At 63.3% G+C, this 17,092-nt stretch carries 15 protein-coding genes; 11 read left to right on the top strand and 4 right to left on the bottom strand.

Annotated elements, in window-relative coordinates; genetic code table 11:
- Window positions 1-399: 399 nt before the first annotated feature.
- Both JQ558_RS36540 and JQ558_RS36535 read right to left on the bottom strand, forming a co-directional pair.
- Window positions 400-1,092: a phytanoyl-CoA dioxygenase family protein gene (locus JQ558_RS36540; protein WP_212296697.1), complete on the bottom strand. Its 693-nt coding sequence runs from the start codon at window positions 1,090-1,092 to the stop codon at window positions 400-402.
- A gap of 4 nt (window positions 1,093-1,096) precedes the next feature.
- Window positions 1,097-2,050, bottom strand: a complete 954-nt coding sequence (locus JQ558_RS36535; protein ID WP_212296696.1) for a ring-cleaving dioxygenase — start codon at window positions 2,048-2,050, stop codon at window positions 1,097-1,099.
- 149 nt (window positions 2,051-2,199) lie between these two features.
- Between JQ558_RS36535 and JQ558_RS36530 the strand changes: the two genes are divergently transcribed.
- The 9 genes from JQ558_RS36530 (at window position 2,200) to JQ558_RS36490 (ending at window position 12,513) form a co-directional block, all read left to right on the top strand.
- Window positions 2,200-2,961 carry a crotonase/enoyl-CoA hydratase family protein gene (locus JQ558_RS36530; RefSeq protein ID WP_212209008.1) on the top strand — a complete coding sequence of 254 codons (762 nt, stop codon included), beginning with the start codon at window positions 2,200-2,202 and terminating at the stop codon, window positions 2,959-2,961.
- Between the two features lie 143 nt (window positions 2,962-3,104).
- The gene (locus tag JQ558_RS36525; protein ID WP_212276287.1) at window positions 3,105-4,766 is read left to right on the top strand and encodes a bifunctional UDP-sugar hydrolase/5'-nucleotidase; all 1,662 of its coding nucleotides are present in this window, start codon (window positions 3,105-3,107) and stop codon (window positions 4,764-4,766) included.
- Between the two features lie 104 nt (window positions 4,767-4,870).
- Complete coding sequence (locus JQ558_RS36520; RefSeq protein ID WP_212209006.1) at window positions 4,871-5,797, top strand: histone deacetylase family protein; 927 nt, start codon at window positions 4,871-4,873, stop codon at window positions 5,795-5,797.
- A gap of 79 nt (window positions 5,798-5,876) precedes the next feature.
- Window positions 5,877-6,128, top strand: a complete 252-nt coding sequence (locus tag JQ558_RS36515) for an exodeoxyribonuclease VII small subunit (protein ID WP_065730974.1) — start codon at window positions 5,877-5,879, stop codon at window positions 6,126-6,128.
- 142 nt (window positions 6,129-6,270) lie between these two features.
- Window positions 6,271-7,569 carry a hypothetical protein gene (locus JQ558_RS36510; protein ID WP_212296695.1) on the top strand — a complete coding sequence of 433 codons (1,299 nt, stop codon included), beginning with the start codon at window positions 6,271-6,273 and terminating at the stop codon, window positions 7,567-7,569.
- A gap of 329 nt (window positions 7,570-7,898) precedes the next feature.
- Window positions 7,899-9,845 carry a 1-deoxy-D-xylulose-5-phosphate synthase gene (gene dxs / locus JQ558_RS36505; protein WP_212209004.1) on the top strand — a complete coding sequence of 649 codons (1,947 nt, stop codon included), beginning with the start codon at window positions 7,899-7,901 and terminating at the stop codon, window positions 9,843-9,845.
- A gap of 99 nt (window positions 9,846-9,944) precedes the next feature.
- Complete coding sequence (locus tag JQ558_RS36500; protein ID WP_212209003.1) at window positions 9,945-10,508, top strand: nucleoside 2-deoxyribosyltransferase; 564 nt, start codon at window positions 9,945-9,947, stop codon at window positions 10,506-10,508.
- 3 nt (window positions 10,509-10,511) lie between these two features.
- Window positions 10,512-11,267 (top strand): TlyA family RNA methyltransferase, encoded by a 756-nt coding sequence (locus tag JQ558_RS36495; RefSeq protein ID WP_212296694.1) that lies wholly within the window; start codon window positions 10,512-10,514, stop codon window positions 11,265-11,267.
- A complete protein-coding gene (locus tag JQ558_RS36490; RefSeq protein WP_212296693.1) occupies window positions 11,260-12,513 on the top strand; it encodes a methyltransferase in 1,254 nt (417 codons plus the stop codon). Before JQ558_RS36495 ends, JQ558_RS36490 begins: the two co-directional genes overlap by 8 nt.
- An 83-nt stretch (window positions 12,514-12,596) precedes the next feature.
- Here the strand turns inward: JQ558_RS36490 and JQ558_RS36485 are convergent, their stop codons facing one another.
- Window positions 12,597-13,466 carry a DUF1194 domain-containing protein gene (locus JQ558_RS36485; protein ID WP_212296692.1) on the bottom strand — a complete coding sequence of 290 codons (870 nt, stop codon included), beginning with the start codon at window positions 13,464-13,466 and terminating at the stop codon, window positions 12,597-12,599.
- 293 nt (window positions 13,467-13,759) lie between these two features.
- Between JQ558_RS36485 and JQ558_RS36480 the strand changes: the two genes are divergently transcribed.
- Both JQ558_RS36480 and clpS read left to right on the top strand, forming a co-directional pair.
- Window positions 13,760-15,034 carry an SEL1-like repeat protein gene (locus JQ558_RS36480; protein WP_212296691.1) on the top strand — a complete coding sequence of 425 codons (1,275 nt, stop codon included), beginning with the start codon at window positions 13,760-13,762 and terminating at the stop codon, window positions 15,032-15,034.
- 39 nt (window positions 15,035-15,073) lie between these two features.
- Window positions 15,074-15,379 (top strand): ATP-dependent Clp protease adapter ClpS, encoded by a 306-nt coding sequence (clpS, locus tag JQ558_RS36475; protein WP_211999152.1) that lies wholly within the window; start codon window positions 15,074-15,076, stop codon window positions 15,377-15,379.
- 19 nt (window positions 15,380-15,398) lie between these two features.
- On the opposite strand, the gene JQ558_RS36470 is transcribed toward clpS, so the two are convergent.
- Complete coding sequence (locus tag JQ558_RS36470) at window positions 15,399-16,586, bottom strand: adenylate/guanylate cyclase domain-containing protein (RefSeq protein WP_212296690.1); 1,188 nt, start codon at window positions 16,584-16,586, stop codon at window positions 15,399-15,401.
- Window positions 16,587-17,092 lie beyond the last annotated feature (506 nt).

The following is a 17,092-nucleotide window of genomic DNA, read 5'->3' as shown; positions in this document are numbered from 1 at the left end:
CACCGGGGAGAGCGCGTCATAAGCCGTAAAGCCATTGCGCAGGGAATGTCGGATGCTCTCCGCTGCCCTGTATGCTCATGTGCAGCTTCTTTAGCACAATCGCACATGAGACCGCGGGTGCAGCGCGCATCCGGCATTCCCTGCGCCCTCTGAATTTTGAGGGCAAGGAATTTCTGGCAAAGCTCGGGCTTATCAGGCCGCGAGAATGCGAAGGTGTGTTTGGATAATGCTGCAGCGACAAACACAGCCGTCGTCCCGGGCTTGACCCGGGACCCATACGCCGCGGCCCATCGGTGAGAGCGCAGGCGTTTGCGACCTTCTGCAACAACAACCGCCGCGGAGTATGGGTCCCGGCTCAAGGCCGGGACGACACCGAGCAAGAAGCAGGCTACGCGCTCTTCACACCCCGAGCCAGCTCAAGCCACCCGGAAGATCGCCGACGGCAAAATCAACTTGCAGGACCCTTCGATGAACCGGATCGCTGGCCGCTTCCGAGCTGTGCAAAATAGGCGTCGCATAGAGCCAGATATCGCCGGCCTCGGCCAGGCAGACCGCGCTCCCGCATTTTTCAACCACGCTCTTTACTTCGGGTTCGGGGATCAGACCCAGCCGGTGCGATCCCGGCGCGATCAGAAGGGGCGCGTTCGTCGCCGGTACAGGGTCGAGATGAACGCGCAGCGTCACCATGCCGGCCAGCAGGTCAAATGGCGGCGCGACGTGAAGCAATCCGCTTTTGACGGTCCAGGGACCAAAGCCCGCGACCTCGACGCGTCCAGCGACGGCGATCGTTCGATCCTGATGCCAGGCAAGCGCCCAGTTGGTCGAAACTGTCTTGTCGAAAAGAATGGCTCTGACGGGATGACAGCTTTCACCGAGGACCGCGGCAGCGACTCTCCAAACGGCTCCCGGCGGCGCAAGAAATCGCCGCACCTCGGCATTGCCGTGAAGCCTGATGCCGGCCTGATCCGCGGGCAAATTGGCGACCGAATCTTCAAGGTCCCGCAATTCCGGCGCGCCAAGAGCCGCGTGCATGCGTAGCGCGCCGATCTCGGCGAACGTCGCCGCTTCATTCGCAGAAAGAGCGATGGTCATACCTCTACCCGATCGGCTTCAGCCCCGCCTCGATCGCCGCGCGGCGCGGTTCGAGGAACGGCGGCAGCGCCAGTTTCTCGCCGAGCGTTTCCATCGGCTCGTCGGTCGCAAAGCCCGGGCCGTCGGTTGCGATCTCGAACAGGATGCCGTTGGGTTCGCGAAAATAGAGGCTGCGAAAGTAAAACCGGTCGATCTCGCCGCTGTTGCGGACGCGCAACTCGTTCAGCCGCTGCGTCCAGGCATGATACTGCGCCTCGTCGGGCGTGCGGAACGCGACATGATGCACGCCGCCCGCGCCCTGCCCCGCCATCGGCGATGCCTTGTCCTCGAGCACATGCAGTTCGGCGGCGGGATTGTTCTCGTCCTTTGCCTCGCCCATCGCGAATACGTGAATCCGCGCCCCGTGCGCGGCATAGTCGCGGACGCGGCGCATGTTCATGACCTCGGTCAGCACCAACGCGGTGCGGGGCAGATCGTGCACGGTGAGCACGATCGGGCCGAGACCGCGGATCTGATGCTCGGCCGCAACCGTACTGCGCTCCCAGGGCGAGGAAGCGCCAGCCCCGCCGTCATCGACCAGCACCAGGCGCTGCCCCTCGCCGTCTTCGAACGGCAGCGTCAGCCGGCCGTCGACCTCGATGACATCGCCAGTCACGCCGCCCGCCGCCTTGAGGCGGTCGCGCCAGAACCCGAGCGTCTTTTCACCCGCGACCCGCAAGCCCGTGCGCGAGATCGAATTGGTGCCGCGCCGCTCCGGCGCCGCCGGAAAATCGAAGAAGGTAAGGTCGGTGCCGGGATTGGCTTTGCCGTCGGCATAGAACAGATGGTAGGCGCTGACGTCGTCCTGGTTGACCGTCTTCTTGACCAGCCGCATGCCGAGCAGGCCGGTGTAGAAGGCCAGATTCTCGCGCGGCTTCGCCGAAACCGCGGTCAAGTGGTGAATTCCGGTGAGGTGCATGGCATCATCCTTATCGCGAGGAAAAACAAGCGCGGCGATTTGGGTCTTCGGGATCATGTAGGATATGATCATGTAGGATATGATCATGTAGGATATAGTGTGATTATTCGCCAGCGGCCCTGTCGCCGGCCTGTTCAGGGACAAACTCCATGACCGAACACATCATAGTGTCCGACGAAGACGCAACGCGCGTGATCACGATGCGGCGGCCCGAGAAGAAGAACGCGATCACCCAGGACATGTATCGCGCGATGAGCGATGCGATCAACAAGGCGCAGGACAATCCGGCCATCCGCTGCCTTATCATCACCGGCGGCTCCGGCGTGTTCACCGCCGGCAACGATCTGGAGGATTTCCTCAAAGACGGCACCTCCAATCCCGATTTGCCCCGCGCCTCCAACGCCGCAAAGTTTCTCTATTCGCTGGCGCACAACACCAAGCCGATCATCGCCGCCGTCGACGGCATCGCGATCGGCATCGGCACCACGATGCTGTTCCATTGCGACCACGTGCTGGCCAGCAATACCGCGACGTTCTCGACACCATTCATCAATCTCGGGCTGGTGCCGGAAGGCGCCTCCAGCCTGCTGGCGCCCCGCGCCATGGGACACCAGCGCGCGTTCGCGATGCTGGTGATGGGACGCAAATTCAGCGCCGACGATGCGCACGCCGCCGGCTTCGTCAACGTCGTGGTGGCGCCGGGGCATACCGAGGCCGAAGCGCGCAAGGTGGCGCGCGAAATCTGCGCGCTGCCGGCCGAAGCGGTGGCGATCTCGCGCAAGCTGCTGAAACTGCAGCCGGAGGACATGACCCGCCGGATCGACCAGGAAGGCCATTTGTTCGGCGAACGGATGCGCTCCAAGGAAGCGATATCAGCGTTCAAGAAATTCTTCGACCGCAAGAAGGGGTAGAGGGAAAGACGTTCCCTCCCCATCCGTCATTGCGAGCGCAGCGAAGCAATCCATCGCGCCGCATAAAGGAAGAATGGATTGCTTCGTCGCTACGCTCCTCGCAATGACGGGGAATCAGAAAACCGCTCTCGCATGTTAGCTCCATGAAAATTCTCCTTCGTCACATCCTTGTTTCGGCGATCATGCTGGCTCCCGCCGCGTCCCTCGCCCAAACCCCCGCCCCCATCGATCTGCGCATTCTCGCGATCAATGATTTTCACGGCTATCTCCGCCCGCCGCAGTTCGGGATCCGGATCGCCGATCCCGAGGACAAGACCAAGAAGATGTTCGTCGCCGCCGGCGGCGCCGAGCACATGGCAACGTTGGTCAAGGAACTTCGCGACGGCCACAAGAATTCGATCTTCGTCGCTGCCGGCGATCTGATCGGCGCCAGCCCGTTCCTGTCGGCGATGTTCCACGACGAGCCCACCATCGAGGCGCTGTCGATGATGGGACTGGATATTTCCTCGGTCGGCAATCACGAGTTCGACGAAGGCAAGGCCGAACTGCTGCGCATGCAGAACGGCGGCTGCCATCCCGTCGACAAATGTCAGGGGCCGCATCCCTTCCTCGGCGCGAAATTCCGCTATCTGGCCGCCAGCACCTTCGAGAAGGCGACCGGCAAGACCGTGCTTCCCGCCTATGAAATCAAAACCTTCGAGGGCATTCCGGTTGCCTTCATCGGCCTGACCCTGAAGGGCACGCCCAACGTCATCTCGCCGGAGAGCGCCGCCGGCCTCGAATTCCGCGACGAGGCCGAGACGGTGAACGCGCTGATCCCCGAACTGAAGGCGCGCGGCGTCGAGGCCATCGTGGTGCTGATTCACGAAGGCGGCCTGCCGACCGGCGACTACAATGAGTGCCCGGGCATATCAGGCCCGATCGTCGATATCGTCAGGAAGTTCGACAAGGCGGTCGACATCGTCGTCTCCGGCCACACCCATCAGGCCTATGTCTGTGAGATCGACGGCAGGCTGGTCACGTCAGGCGACAAATACGGCACCATCGTTACCGCCATCGACGTCAAGCTCGATCCGGCCAGCCGCGACATCGTCAGCGCCAGGGCCAACAACACCATCGTCCGCACCGAGGCCTACGCCAAGAATCCCGAGCAGACCGCGCTGATCGAAGCCTATGACAGGGTTGCCGCGCCGATCGCCAACCGTCCGGCGGGCTCGATCACGGAAACGCTGTCGCGCGTGCCCAACAATGCCGGCGAGAGCCCGCTCGGCGACGTCATCGCCGACGCGCAACTGGCCGCGACCAGTGCGCCTGCGAACGGCAGCGCGGTGATGGCCTTCACCAATCCCGGCGGCGTGCGCATCGACATCACGCGCAAGGAAGATGGCGCCGTGACCTATGCCGATCTGTTCGCGAGCCAGCCGTTCCGCAACCAACTGGTGACGCTGACGCTGACCGGAAAGCAGATCAAGGACATGCTGGAGCAGCAATGGTTCGATCCGAAACGGCCGCGGATCCTGCAGGTCTCGAAGGGTTTCAGCTACGCCTGGGACAACAGCAAGCCGGACGGCGAGCGCATTCTCCCGGAGCGAATGGCGCTGAACGGCGCGCCGATCGACCCCGCCGGGAGCTATCGCGTGACTGTCAACAATTTCCTCGCGGTCGGCGGCGACGGCTTTACGGTCCTCACCCAAGGAACCGCCCCGCGAATCGGCGTCTACGACATCGACGCGTTGAACAGCTATTTCCTGGCCAACAGTCCGGTCGCCCCCGGTGCGGTCAATCGCATCGCCCGAATCAACTGAGGTGCAGTCCGCCTCCCCCGCGGGAAGGAACCATGGCCCTTTCCGAGCGGCCGCCGAGCGCCTAGATTGTGCGTTCGCGGCCCGCCCGCACGCCAGGATTTCGCATGACGCTGTTACTGACGCATTCCGCCTGTCTCGACCATCTGACGCCGCCGGGACATCCCGAGCGTCCCGACCGGCTGCGCGCGGTCGCCGAGGTGCTCGGCGAGGACCGCTTCAAGGCGCTGGTGCGCGGCGAAGCGCCGGAAGGCAGTCTTGATTCCGTGACGCTGTGCCATGGCGAGCATTATGTCGGCGAACTCCGCCACATCGCGCCCACCAGCGGCCTGATCTATATTGACGGCGACACCTCGATGTCGCCGGGGACGTGGGAAGCTGTGATGCGCGGCGTCGGCGGTGCGGTGGCCGCGACCGACGCGGTCATGTCCGGCGCCCATCACAACGCGTTCGTCGCGGTCCGCCCGCCCGGCCATCATGCCGAAGTGAGCAAGCCGATGGGCTTTTGCTTCTTCGACAATGCCGCGATCGCCGCCCGCCATGCCCAGCGGAAATACGGCATCGCGCGCGCGGCGGTGGTCGATTTCGACGTCCATCACGGCAACGGCACTCAGGATATTTTCTGGTCCGATCCGACCGTGATGTATTGCTCGACGCACCAGATGCCGCTGTTTCCCGGCACCGGCGCCTCCGGCGAGCGCGGCGAGCACGACACCATCGTCAACGCGCCGCTGGCGTCGGAGGACGGCAGCGTCAAGTTCCGCATGGCGTTCGAAAACCTGATCCTGCCGCAGCTGCAGAAATTCAGCCCCGAACTCATCATCATCTCCGCCGGCTTCGACGCGCATTTCCGCGATCCCCTGGCCTCGCTCAACGTGAAGGCGGAGGATTTCGGCTGGGTGACGCGCAAGCTGATGGATGTCGCGGATGCAAGCGCCGGTGGCCGGGTGGTCTCGGTGCTGGAAGGCGGCTACGATCTGCAGGGGCTGAAAGAGTCGGTCGCATCCCATGTCACCGCATTGATGGGCGCCTGAAACCTCGCCACAATACGCCCGCAAAAACTTCGTTTGATTCTGCGCATCACGATTTGATCTGCGCATCCGGGAACACAATATGGCCGAAAACACCCAAGTGGACGTCAAAAAGCTGAGCTTCGAGCGCGCGATCGAGGAACTTGAATCGATCGTCAAGCGGCTCGAGGACGGCAAGGTCCCGCTTGAGGAATCGGTTGCGATCTACGAGCGCGGCGAGGCCCTGAAGCGGCGCTGCGAGGAGTTGCTGCGGCAGGCCGAGGCCCGCGTCGACAAGATCACCACCGATGCCAGCGGACAGGTGACCGGCACCGAGCCGCTCGACGTGCAATAATCGGGAACATTAGGCGAATGTGACACCCGCCATCCCGCAAGGGGCCGAGTAGCGGCCGAATTAGCTACCCAATTAGCCGCCGAATTAGTTCTTGGCGCGCAAAACGGCCTGATATAGTCCGGCCAGCACCCGGGGACAGTTCGTGCGCGTTCAGCACCGCCATATCATCTACATACAGGGGTACGATCCGCGCGGATTGGCGCAATACTATCGCATGTTCCGTACCGAACTGCGGAAATTCGGCCGGCTGTACCAGCTTTCCGCCACCATCAGCCGGCCCAAGGTAGCAGCCGACGACGAGATGGCGTCCTGGACCATCGAGACCAAGGCGGACGACTGGCAGACCCGTACCAGCTACGACTTCCTGCGCTTCGAAGACTTCATCCAGCGCGACCTCGCCTCGCCGATCTGGCGCACGGTTCTCAACGCGGTCTGGATCTATTGGCGGCTGGTGTTCAACGGCACGCTCGCGCGCTTCACACGTGCGAACTGGCGTTTCGCGGCCTTCATCACCTACCCGCATTTCGTGCTGCTGCTGGAAGCCCTGGGCTCGGCCGGCATCGCCTTCGTATTCATGAAGGGCCTCGATGCGCTGGGTATCCCGGCGCCCTTCAGCATTGCCGCTTCGATCGCGATATTCGTGGCACTGCTCGGCATCCTGCTGAAATACACCGAAAACAGCACTTACGTGCTCTATCTGCTGTCCGACTGGATCTGGACCTGGGACTTTGCGCACCGCGCCCGCCCCGACTGGGACCAGCGCCTCGACCGCTTCGCGCAGCACCTCGTCAATGTGGCGCATTCGAGTGACGCCGAAGAGATCGTCGTTGTCGGCCACAGTTCCGGATCATTCCTGGGCACCGAAATGCTGGCGCGCGCGCTCAAGCTCGACCCCGCACTGGGACGTCACGGTCCGCGCATCGTACTGCTGACGATCGGCGGCAATTTACCAATCATCGGCTTCCACGCGGCGGCGAAGGATTTCCGCGAGCATCTGCGCCAGCTCGCCGTCGAGCCGTCGATCGACTGGATCGACTGCCAGGCACGCAAGGACGTGATGAACTTCTACCAGTTCGATCCGATCAAGAGCCACGGCATCGAGGTCGGCACCATCAGGCGCAATCCCACCATCGTGGCGGTGCGTTTCCGCGACATCGTCCGGGCCGACCATTACGAGACTTTCCGCTGGCAGTTCTTCCGGGTCCATTTCCAGTTCGTGATGGCCAACGAACAGCCCGACGCCTACGATTTCTTCATGATCGTCTGCGGACCGATCCCCCTGAGCGCGCGCATGGCCGTTCCGGATGCCGCGTTGGCGGTTGCAACCGGCGATCCGGCTGCGCGCGAATGGGCCTGGAAACGGATCGAAACCGCCAGGGCCGGCGCGCCGGATGCCGACGATTTAGGCGGCATGGAACCTTCCGCCCGCCGGAGCGGTTAAAAAATCGAGGTTTTTGAACCGAACGGCCGGGAACCCTGACCTAGCAGCGGGTTGGCTTTGGCCGCCGCTTTGGTGTAAAGCTTGCAATTCTATGGGCTGTGGAGAGCGGGTCTGCCGGTCATTTCCGACGGAAGCAAGTTCTTCAAATGGCTGAAGAAACTGACCGGGAAGGGTTAAACGGACCAGCGTGATGTAGATCACATGGCTCGATCCGGAGTGTATCTTGGCTTTCAAATCAGAAATCGGCCTGCCGAGATGGCACCCGGGCTCTGGATTTTCGCTGCGCGGTTAACGCGCAATCCATCTCGCGTCGGACCATTCGCTCCGACATGCAAAATTGGAATATCGCTGTGACCGAATTTAGTAAGACGCCCCTTCTCGATACCATCCGCACCCCCGATGACCTTCGCAAGCTCAAGATCGAGCAGGTCCAGCAGGTTGCCGACGAGCTCCGCCAGGAAACCATCGACGCGGTTTCGGTGACCGGCGGGCACTTCGGCGCCGGCCTCGGCGTCGTCGAACTGACCACGGCCATCCATTACGTCTTCGATACGCCCCGTGACCGCCTGATCTGGGACGTGGGCCACCAGGCCTATCCGCACAAGATCCTCACCGGCCGCCGTGATCGGATCCGCACGCTGCGCACCGCCGGCGGTCTGTCCGGCTTCACCAAGCGCAGCGAGAGCGACTACGATCCGTTCGGCGCCGCGCACTCCTCGACCTCGATTTCGGCCGGCCTTGGCATGGCCGTGGCGCGCGACCTCTCCGGCGGCAAGAACAACATTATCGCCGTGATCGGTGACGGCTCGATGTCAGCAGGCATGGCCTATGAGGCGATGAACAATGCGGGCGCCATGAACTCGCGCCTGATCGTGATCCTCAACGACAACGACATGTCGATTGCGCCCCCGGTTGGGGCGATGAGCGCGTATCTGTCGCGACTCTACTCGGGCAAGACCTACCGCACGCTGCGCGAGGCGGCAAAGCAGATCAACAAGCGCCTGCCGAAGATCATCGCCAACCGCGCCAACCGCGTCGAGGAATATTCCCGCGGCTTCATGATGGACGGCGGCACGCTGTTCGAGGAACTCGGCTTCTACTATGTCGGTCCGATTGACGGTCACAACCTCGACCATCTGCTGCCGGTGCTGAAGAACGTCCGCGACATGGAGACCGGCCCGATCCTGGTTCATGTCGTGACGCAGAAAGGCAAGGGCTATGGCCCGGCCGAAGCCTCCGCCGACAAATACCACGCCGTCGTCAAGTTCGACGTTGCCACCGGCGCGCAGGCCAAGGCCAAGCCGAACGCGCCCGCCTACCAGAACGTATTCGGCCAGAGCCTCGTTAAGGAAGCCGAGAAGGACGACAAGATCGTCGCTATCACTGCGGCGATGCCGTCGGGCACCGGCGTCGATATCTTCAACAAGGCTTTCCCCAACCGCACTTTCGACGTCGGTATCGCCGAGCAGCACGCGGTGACGTTCGCGGCCGGCCTCGCCACCGAAGGTTACAAGCCGTTCTGTGCGATCTACTCGACGTTCCTGCAGCGCGGCTATGACCAGGTGGTCCACGACGTGGCGATCCAGAGCCTGCCGGTTCGTTTCGCGATCGATCGCGCCGGTCTCGTTGGCGCCGACGGCGCCACCCATGCCGGCTCGTTCGACAACGCCTATCTCGGCTGTCTGCCGAACTTCGTGATCATGGCCGCTTCCGATGAAGCCGAACTGGTTCACATGGTCGCCACGCAGGTTGCGATCAATGACCGTCCGAGCGCGGTGCGCTATCCGCGCGGCGAAGGCCGCGGCGTCGAGATGCCCGAAGTCGGCATTCCCCTCGAAATCGGCAAGGGCCGCATCGTCCGCCAGGGCAGCAAGATCGCGCTGTTGTCGTTCGGCACGCGCATGGCCGAATGCGAAAAGGCCGCCGACGAACTCGCAGCGCACGGCCTTTCCACCACGATTGCCGACGCCCGCTTCATGAAGCCGCTGGATGTCGATCTGGTGCTGAAGCTGGCGCGCGAGCACGAAGTGCTGCTCACGATCGAGGAAGGCTCGATCGGCGGCTTCGGCTCGCACGTCATGCAGACGTTGTCCGACAACGGTATGCTTGACGGTGGACTGCGGATGCGCGCGATGATCCTGCCCGACGAGTTCATCGACCATAACTCGCCGAACGCGATGTATGCCTATGCCGGCCTCGACGCCAAGGGCATCGTGGCCAAGGTGTTCGAGGCGCTCGGCAAGGATTACAAGGCCGAGACGGTCAAGCTCGCCTGAGATTGCATGGCGTTTTCAGGCGAAGGCCTGCCCCGGATTTGATCCGGGGTGGGAACCGGTTCGCGTCAAGAAAACGCGCCTGAAATACCCGGTGATCCCATGAAGATCTATCTGGCAGGCCCCGATGTATTCCTGCCAGACGCGATCGAGATCGGACGGCGCAAGGCCGAAATCTGCGCCCGCCAAGGCCTGACCGGACTTTATCCGCTCGATAATCTCGTCGACCTGTCGGCCAGCGACGCTTCGCTTACGATCTTCAAGGCCAATGAAGCGATGATGGATGCGGCGGATGCCATTATTGCCAATTTGACGCCATTTCGGGGCCCCAGTGCCGACGCCGGTACGGTCTATGAACTCGGCTATGCGGCGGGTCGCGGCAAATTCTGTCTCGCCTACAGCAACGACCCGACTGTCTATCGCGATCGCGTCGCGCGAATGTGCGACGTGACGACATCTGCCGACGGGCGGCTCGTCGATCCGGAGGGGCTTACGGTGGAAGATTTCGGCTGGCCGGATAATCTCATGATGATTCATGCGCTCGATCTGCACGGTTGCCCACTGGTGACACCGCGTCAGCTGTCTGCGGATGTCTGGCACGACCTCACCGCGTTCGAGGCCTGCGTCGAATTGGCGGTGGATCACGTCAAAGGTAAATCGAGCTGAAAATTGGCTGACACGCACGACAACAAGACTGCTTCCCGCAAGCGCGCGGACGTACTGCTGGTCGAACGCGGCCTGTTCGAAAGCCGGGCTCGCGCCCGCGCCGCGATCGAGGCCGGCGGCGTAACGGCCGACGGCAAACCGGTCGCGAAGGCGTCCGACCTGATCGCCGCCGACGCCAATCTCGCCGGGCAACCCGCGCATCCCTATGTTTCGCGCGGCGGCGTCAAGCTGGCGGGCGCGCTGGAACAATATCCGATCGAAATCGAAGACCATGTCTGCCTCGACGTCGGCGCATCGACCGGCGGCTTCACCGAGGTGTTGCTCGCGAACGGCGCCAGCCTCGTGTTCGCGATCGATGTCGGCCACGGCCAGCTGCATCCCTCGCTGCAGGGCCATCCCAGGATCGTTTCGATGGAAGCGACCGATATTCGCGCCTTCGAAGGCAAGCGCCTGCCCGCACGACCCGACATCGTCGTGATCGACGTGAGCTTCATCTCGCTGAAGGCGGTGCTGCCGGTGGCGCTGTCGCTGGCGGCGGCGCCGACGCATCTGCTGGCGCTGATCAAGCCGCAGTTCGAGGCGGCACGAAAGCACTCCAAGCGCGGTATCATCCGCAATGCGATGGTGCATCAGGAAATTTGCGACGACATCGCGGCATTCGCGACCTCGCAGGGCTGCACCGACATCCAGGTATTTCCATCCTCGATCACCGGCGGCGACGGCAACTTCGAATTCTTCCTCGGTGCGCGCCGTGGCTGAAGCCGAACAACTTGTCATCGACCATGTCGGCCACCGCGGTGACGGCGTCGTCACGGCCGGCGGCATCAGCGTCTACGTGCCCTACGCGCTCGGCACCGAAACCGTCGAGGTCGAGCACGTGCCGGGTCATCCCGACCGCCGACGCCTGATCAAGGTCGAACGCGCCAGCGCGGCGCGCATAGCACCCTTCTGTCCGCATTTCGGCGTCTGCGGCGGCTGCGCCATCCAGCATTGGGACGCTGCGCCCTATCGCGCCTGGAAACGGGAAATCGTGGTCACGACGCTGGCGCAAGCCGGGATTGCTTGCGACGTCGCCCCCCTGATCGACGCCCATGGCCTTGGCCGACGCCGCATCACCTTGCACGCGCGGATGGGTACGCATGAAGTGCTCAAGGTTGGCTTTGCGGCGGCCGGTTCGCACGATATCATCCCGATCGACCGTTGCCCGATCCTCGACCCGCATCTGGACGGCGCGCTTGAGGCCGCCTGGGCGATCGCTGAACCGCTGATCTCGGTTGGAAAGCCGCTCGACATTCAGATCACGGCCACCAGCAGCGGCCTCGATGTCGACGTGCGTGGCTCCGGCGCGCTTGCGACAGCGCTGATCACAAGATTGTCTGATGTCGCCGAGCGGCACAAGCTGGCGCGGCTGACGCGCCATGGCGAACTGGTGCTGATGCGAACGCCGCCGGTCGTCAGCATCGGTGCCGCCCAGCTAGCCCTGCCGCCCGGGTCGTTCCTGCAGGCGACCGTGGCCGGCGAGGAAGCGCTCGCAGCATTGGTCGCCGGCCACTGCAAGCGCGCCAAGCATATCGCCGACCTGTTTTGCGGCGTCGGCCCGTTCGCGCTTCGCCTCGCCACCAGATCGCGGATCACCGCCTTCGACAGCGACGCAAATGCGGTAGCAGCTTTGCAGAAGGCCGCGACATCGACGTCGGGGCTGAAGCCGGTCAAGGCCGAGGCGCGCGATCTGTTCCGCCGGCCGCTGATGCCGCAGGAACTGCGCGATTACGATGCGATCGTGTTCGATCCGCCACGGCAGGGCGCGCAGGCGCAGGTGACGCAGCTCGCGGCGAGCAAAATCCCGACAGTGGTAGCGGTGTCCTGCAACGTCACGACCTTCGCGCGCGACGCCAAAATCCTGATCGACGGCGGCTATACGATCGAGGGCGTGACCCCGGTCGACCAGTTTCGTCACACGCCGCATATCGAGCTGGTGGCGCGCTTCGTGCGGAAAAAATCGTAGGATGGGTTGAGCGAAGCAAAACCCATCGACCGCCGTTGCAGTAGCGATGATGGGTATCGCTTCGCTCCACCCATCCTACGACGTCACCGCCCCCAGCGGTCCTGCCAGATCTTCTCACCGATCAGGCAATTGACCCGCGGCTCCTTCTCCTTGGCTGCAACCGGCACCACCGGCCGTTCCGGCGTGCGGCCCGCGATTTCGAGCAATAATTTGGTTCGGATCGCTTCCTTGAATTTCTCGCGCTCCTTGATCGTCACCACGAACGAGCCGGGCCCCCCGATCACGCAATCCTCATAGTAGGCATCGAGATTGTCGATATCCATGGTGGAATAGGACGGCTCCTTCACCATGATCGGCAGACCATTGATGACGACCCCCTTCTCCAGTGCAGCATCGCGGGCGACGACGACGGGACCACCGTTGTTGTTCGGACCGTCGCCGGAAATATCGATCACGCGCCGCAACCCGCGATGCGGATTCTCGTCGAACAGCGGCATGGCGAAATTGATCGCACCCGATATCGAGGTGCGCGACGCCCGACGGATCGGGGTCTTCATGATCTCGTTGGCAACGGCATCCGCCGTTTCCGGACCATCGATCAATCGCCACGGAATGATGATCTTCTGGTCCGTGGAAGCCGCCCACTCGAAATAGGTCACCGCGATCTTGCCGTGCGGGCCGGTCTTCAGCGCTTGCAGGAACTCCTTGGAGACGATGGCCTGAGCGTACCCCTCGCGCTGTATCGCCAGCTCATCCATGTCCATCGAATAGGAGACGTCGACGGCGAGGACCAGTTCGACATCGACGGTCGGGTTGGCTGCTTTGTCCGCCAATCGAAGGCCTGGCGGATGGCCAAGTTGGTTCCTTGTGCCCGGCGCGGCGACCCCCGCGACATCGCCACCGGCGAGTACGCCTGCCACAAGCACAGCTCCGATCGAGACATACCAGCGCATCGCTGCCCTCCCGTCGACTGGCGACAATGGTGACACGCAAATTGCGCCGCGCAAAGGGCAGATATCATCTGTCCTTCACATTTGGGTTAGCTCTCCACTGCCTCGATTCGAGGCAAGCGTTGCCGCGCCTCGATTCGCGATGGTGAGGATCAGCCACAGAGCGAAGCAATACCGTGATCTCCGATTGAACAAATCCGGCATTCACCGCGACAGAAGGGGCGTGCGGCGACCAGGCCGCAGATGGCGTGGACATGGACATACCCCCGAAACGTCCCGAAATTGTGCGTCGGCGAATGTCGCCGCGCGCGGTCGTGCCGTCGGTCCTGCTGTTTTCCACGCTCGCCGTCGCGGCGGCGCTGTTGTTGCCACCGAAATTGTCGGGCGCGGCGCAGCCCGAGGCTGCGCCAGCGGAACCGGCGCTGAATTCGGCCAATGCCAGCGAACTCTGTCTGCGCCTTTCCGAAAATCCCAAGAGCTACATGAGCGACGAGGCGCTGCGCCGCCGCTGGACCTTGCGGAGCGAGAGCTGCACCCTGGCATTGGTCAATCAGCCCGAAAATACCCATTTCAAGGTCGCGGTGGCGCGGTCGATGCCCTACGCAAGGAAGGTCGAGGCGCTGGCCCTGCTGCGCGAGGCCGCCGCACAAGGCAACGCCGAGGCCTATTACGAACTCTATGAGCATCACAAATCCTGGGACCGCGGCGACCTCGACAAGGTGCCGATGGTGACGCGCGCCGAGGCCGATCAGTCGCTGCGCAAGGCGGCCGAACTCGGACATGCCTTTTCCACGCAGATGCTCGCGATCCTGCTGGACCGTGGTTCTACGGTGAAACGCGATCCGGTTGCCGCGCGGTACTGGGCCGAGCGTGCGGTCGCCAACCCGGCGAAAGACGCGAGCAAGGCCGACCTGCTGGTGCTGCTCGGCCGCTTGCTGGTGACGTCGGACAGGCCGGACGAACGCGCCCGCGGCATCGACATCCTCGAGCGAATGGCAGCGGCCGGCGCGTTCGGCGCCAGGCGGGAGCTGGCGATCGCCATCCGCAAGGACGACCCGGTTCGCGCGCGCACGCTGCTCGAAGAGTCGCTGCGGCCCGATCCCGGCGGTGCGCCGCCACCGCTGGCCGAAATGCTGATTGCCGGTGAAGGCGGCCCCGCCGATCCCAGGCGCGCCCTCGCTTTGCTCACCGCACGCACCGACACGACAGGCGTCAAGGGCGTGCTGGGTCGGCTCTACCTCGAAGGCACGGTGGTGCCCCGCGACGTCCAGCAGGCGGCGAACCTGCTCGACCAGGCCGGCGTTTGGGACCTCGACGCGCGCATCGACGTGGTGCGCATCCTCGCAGGCAACCCCGAAGTCCGGATCAAGAATCCCAGACATCTGCTCTATTACGCCACCGAGGCCGCGGAACTCGACGAACCCGGCGCGATGGCCGCGCTGATCGACCTGAAACTGTCGCAGAACGCCCAGTTTCAGGACCGGCCCGGAGCCTGTAAACTGATCGAGACGGCCGTCAGCCGCGGCGATCAGAGCATGACGCAGCGCCTGGCGGATTGCCGCGCCGGCTGACAACGGCGCGGAGCTGTTTTGCTCGGAGCCGCCACAGGAATGATCGATACCGTCGCCAAGCCAAAAACAAAGGTCAAAACCAAGACCGAACGGCCGCGCCTGCACAAGGTTATCCTCGTCAATGACGATTACACCCCGCGCGAATTCGTCGTCACGGTGCTGAAGGCCGAATTCCGCATGACCGAAGATCAGGCCCACAAGGTCATGATCACCGCACACCGCCGCGGGGTGTGCGTGGTCGCCGTCTTCACCAAGGATGTCGCCGAGACCAAAGCGACCCGCGCCACCGACGCCGGCCGCGCCAAGGGCTATCCGCTGCTGTTCACCACCGAGCCCGAGGAATAGCGGAGCAGGCTGACCGCGGCTAGGCCGGCGAGGTTTCGTCGGCCAAACCAAAGACGCGTTCCGCCTTCGAGAATCCCGCAATCGGAAACTCGCCAAGGTCGCTCCACCCTCCCCGGCAAATGCCGGCGAATCCTTCCGATGCCACCACCGTGCGCTGCAGGCGGCTGGCGATCTTTTCCAGCCGCGCCGCCAGATTCACGGCAGGCCCGATGCAGGTGAAGTCGAGCCGGTTGCCGCCGCCGATATTGCCGTAGAGAATTGGTCCGACATGCAGGGCGAGACCGAAGCGAAAACGTTCGATCGTGTCCCCGATCGCATACCGCATTGCCATCACGCTGGCCCGGGACTCACGGGCGGCTTCGAGCACCTTCGAACACACCTGCTGCTCGTCGCCGACATATTCGTCGATCGGAAACACGGCCAGCAATCCGTCGCCCATATACTTCAGGACCTCGCCGTCATGGGAGCGGATCGCGGCGACCTGGCAGTCGAAATACTGGTTGAGGATGTCCACGACCGTCTCCGACGGCAGGCGGTCGGACAACGCCGTAAAGCCGCGCAGATCGGACAGCCAGATCGCGGCATTCATCGATTCGGTGTGGCCGCGGCGGATCTGCCCGGCCAGGATCCGCTCGCCGGCGCGATTGCCGACATAGGTGTCGAGCAGGCTCATGGCGGTGCGGCGCAGGCTGATGATCTCGATGTAACGCGTCAGCGGCGGGAGCACCGAATGCAATGCGTTCAATTGTTCGTCAGTAAAGCCGCCCGGCTGCCTGGTGGTCCAGCTCGAGGCGTTGATGGCGCCGTCGGTGAACGGCAGCGGCAGGGCGACATAGTCGGTGGCGCCTTCGGCTCGCATATCCTCGACAATTGGAAAACGCGCCGCGGCCTCCGGATCGTTGGTGTGAGCCCTGACCTCGCGTCCTTGCGTGAACACGATTGACAGCGGGCTGGTGTGAAATCCCGGCGTATCCTGGATGCCGAAATCGACCGTGCCGACCTCGACCTCGGCGCCGGCCTTCCAGATGAAATTGCGGCCGAAGATATCCGGATGCAGGGTCCGGATGAAAACACCGACGCGCCACAGCGGGATGCCCGCCTTGACCAGCCCTTCGCAAACTTCCGCCATCGCCAGCGCCGGGTTCGCCGCCGACCGCGCGCCATCTACCAGCCAGTCCTTGAGTTTCTGCAATTCAGATGCGTTCATGACAGATGCATTTGTCGCGCAAGTTCAGCGCGCGTCAAGGCTGACATCGCAACACGCCGGGGGTCTATCCGCGTCATTGCGAGCCAACGGGTCGGCGCGCAGCGCCGCCCGATGACAGGCTCCGCGAAGCAATCCACGTCTCGGCATAACAGATGCATGGATTGCTTCGCTGCGCTCGCAATGACGGAGATAGTGCGGCCCCACACGACGCTGTCATCTCCGCGCAGGCGGGGATCCAGTACGCCGCAGCTTCTCGGTTCTATCATCAGCGTCTCTGGAATACTGGGTCACCCGCTTTCGCGGGTGACGACAACTGAATATGTGTTCGCATTCTCGCGACGCATTGCGCCCGAGTTGTTGAAAATTCTCCACCCTCTCAATTCAGAGGGCGCAGGGAATGCCGGATGCGCGCTGCACCCGCGGTCTCGCGTGCGATTGTGCTAAGAAAGCTGCACACGAGCATACAGGGCAGCGGAGAACATCCGACATTCCCTGCGCAATGGCTT

The organism is Bradyrhizobium sp. AUGA SZCCT0160 (assembly GCF_018130105.1).
Taxonomy (GTDB): Bacteria; Pseudomonadota; Alphaproteobacteria; order Rhizobiales; family Xanthobacteraceae; genus Bradyrhizobium.
This window is presented reverse-complemented; position numbering and strand designations above follow the sequence as displayed.

Coding starts and splice junctions, on each gene's coding strand:
- JQ558_RS36540 (WP_212296697.1), bottom strand. CDS start 1,092: ATGACCATCGCTCTTTCTGCGAATGAAGCGGCGACGTTCGCCGAGATC.
- JQ558_RS36535 (WP_212296696.1), bottom strand. CDS start 2,050: ATGCACCTCACCGGAATTCACCACTTGACCGCGGTTTCGGCGAAGCCG.
- JQ558_RS36530 (WP_212209008.1), top strand. CDS start 2,200: ATGACCGAACACATCATAGTGTCCGACGAAGACGCAACGCGCGTGATC.
- JQ558_RS36525 (WP_212276287.1), top strand. CDS start 3,105: ATGAAAATTCTCCTTCGTCACATCCTTGTTTCGGCGATCATGCTGGCT.
- JQ558_RS36520 (WP_212209006.1), top strand. CDS start 4,871: ATGACGCTGTTACTGACGCATTCCGCCTGTCTCGACCATCTGACGCCG.
- JQ558_RS36515 (WP_065730974.1), top strand. CDS start 5,877: ATGGCCGAAAACACCCAAGTGGACGTCAAAAAGCTGAGCTTCGAGCGC.
- dxs (WP_212209004.1), top strand. CDS start 7,899: ATGCAAAATTGGAATATCGCTGTGACCGAATTTAGTAAGACGCCCCTT.
- JQ558_RS36500 (WP_212209003.1), top strand. CDS start 9,945: ATGAAGATCTATCTGGCAGGCCCCGATGTATTCCTGCCAGACGCGATC.
- JQ558_RS36485 (WP_212296692.1), bottom strand. CDS start 13,466: ATGCGCTGGTATGTCTCGATCGGAGCTGTGCTTGTGGCAGGCGTACTC.
- JQ558_RS36480 (WP_212296691.1), top strand. CDS start 13,760: ATGTCGCCGCGCGCGGTCGTGCCGTCGGTCCTGCTGTTTTCCACGCTC.
- clpS (WP_211999152.1), top strand. CDS start 15,074: ATGATCGATACCGTCGCCAAGCCAAAAACAAAGGTCAAAACCAAGACC.
- JQ558_RS36470 (WP_212296690.1), bottom strand. CDS start 16,586: ATGAACGCATCTGAATTGCAGAAACTCAAGGACTGGCTGGTAGATGGC.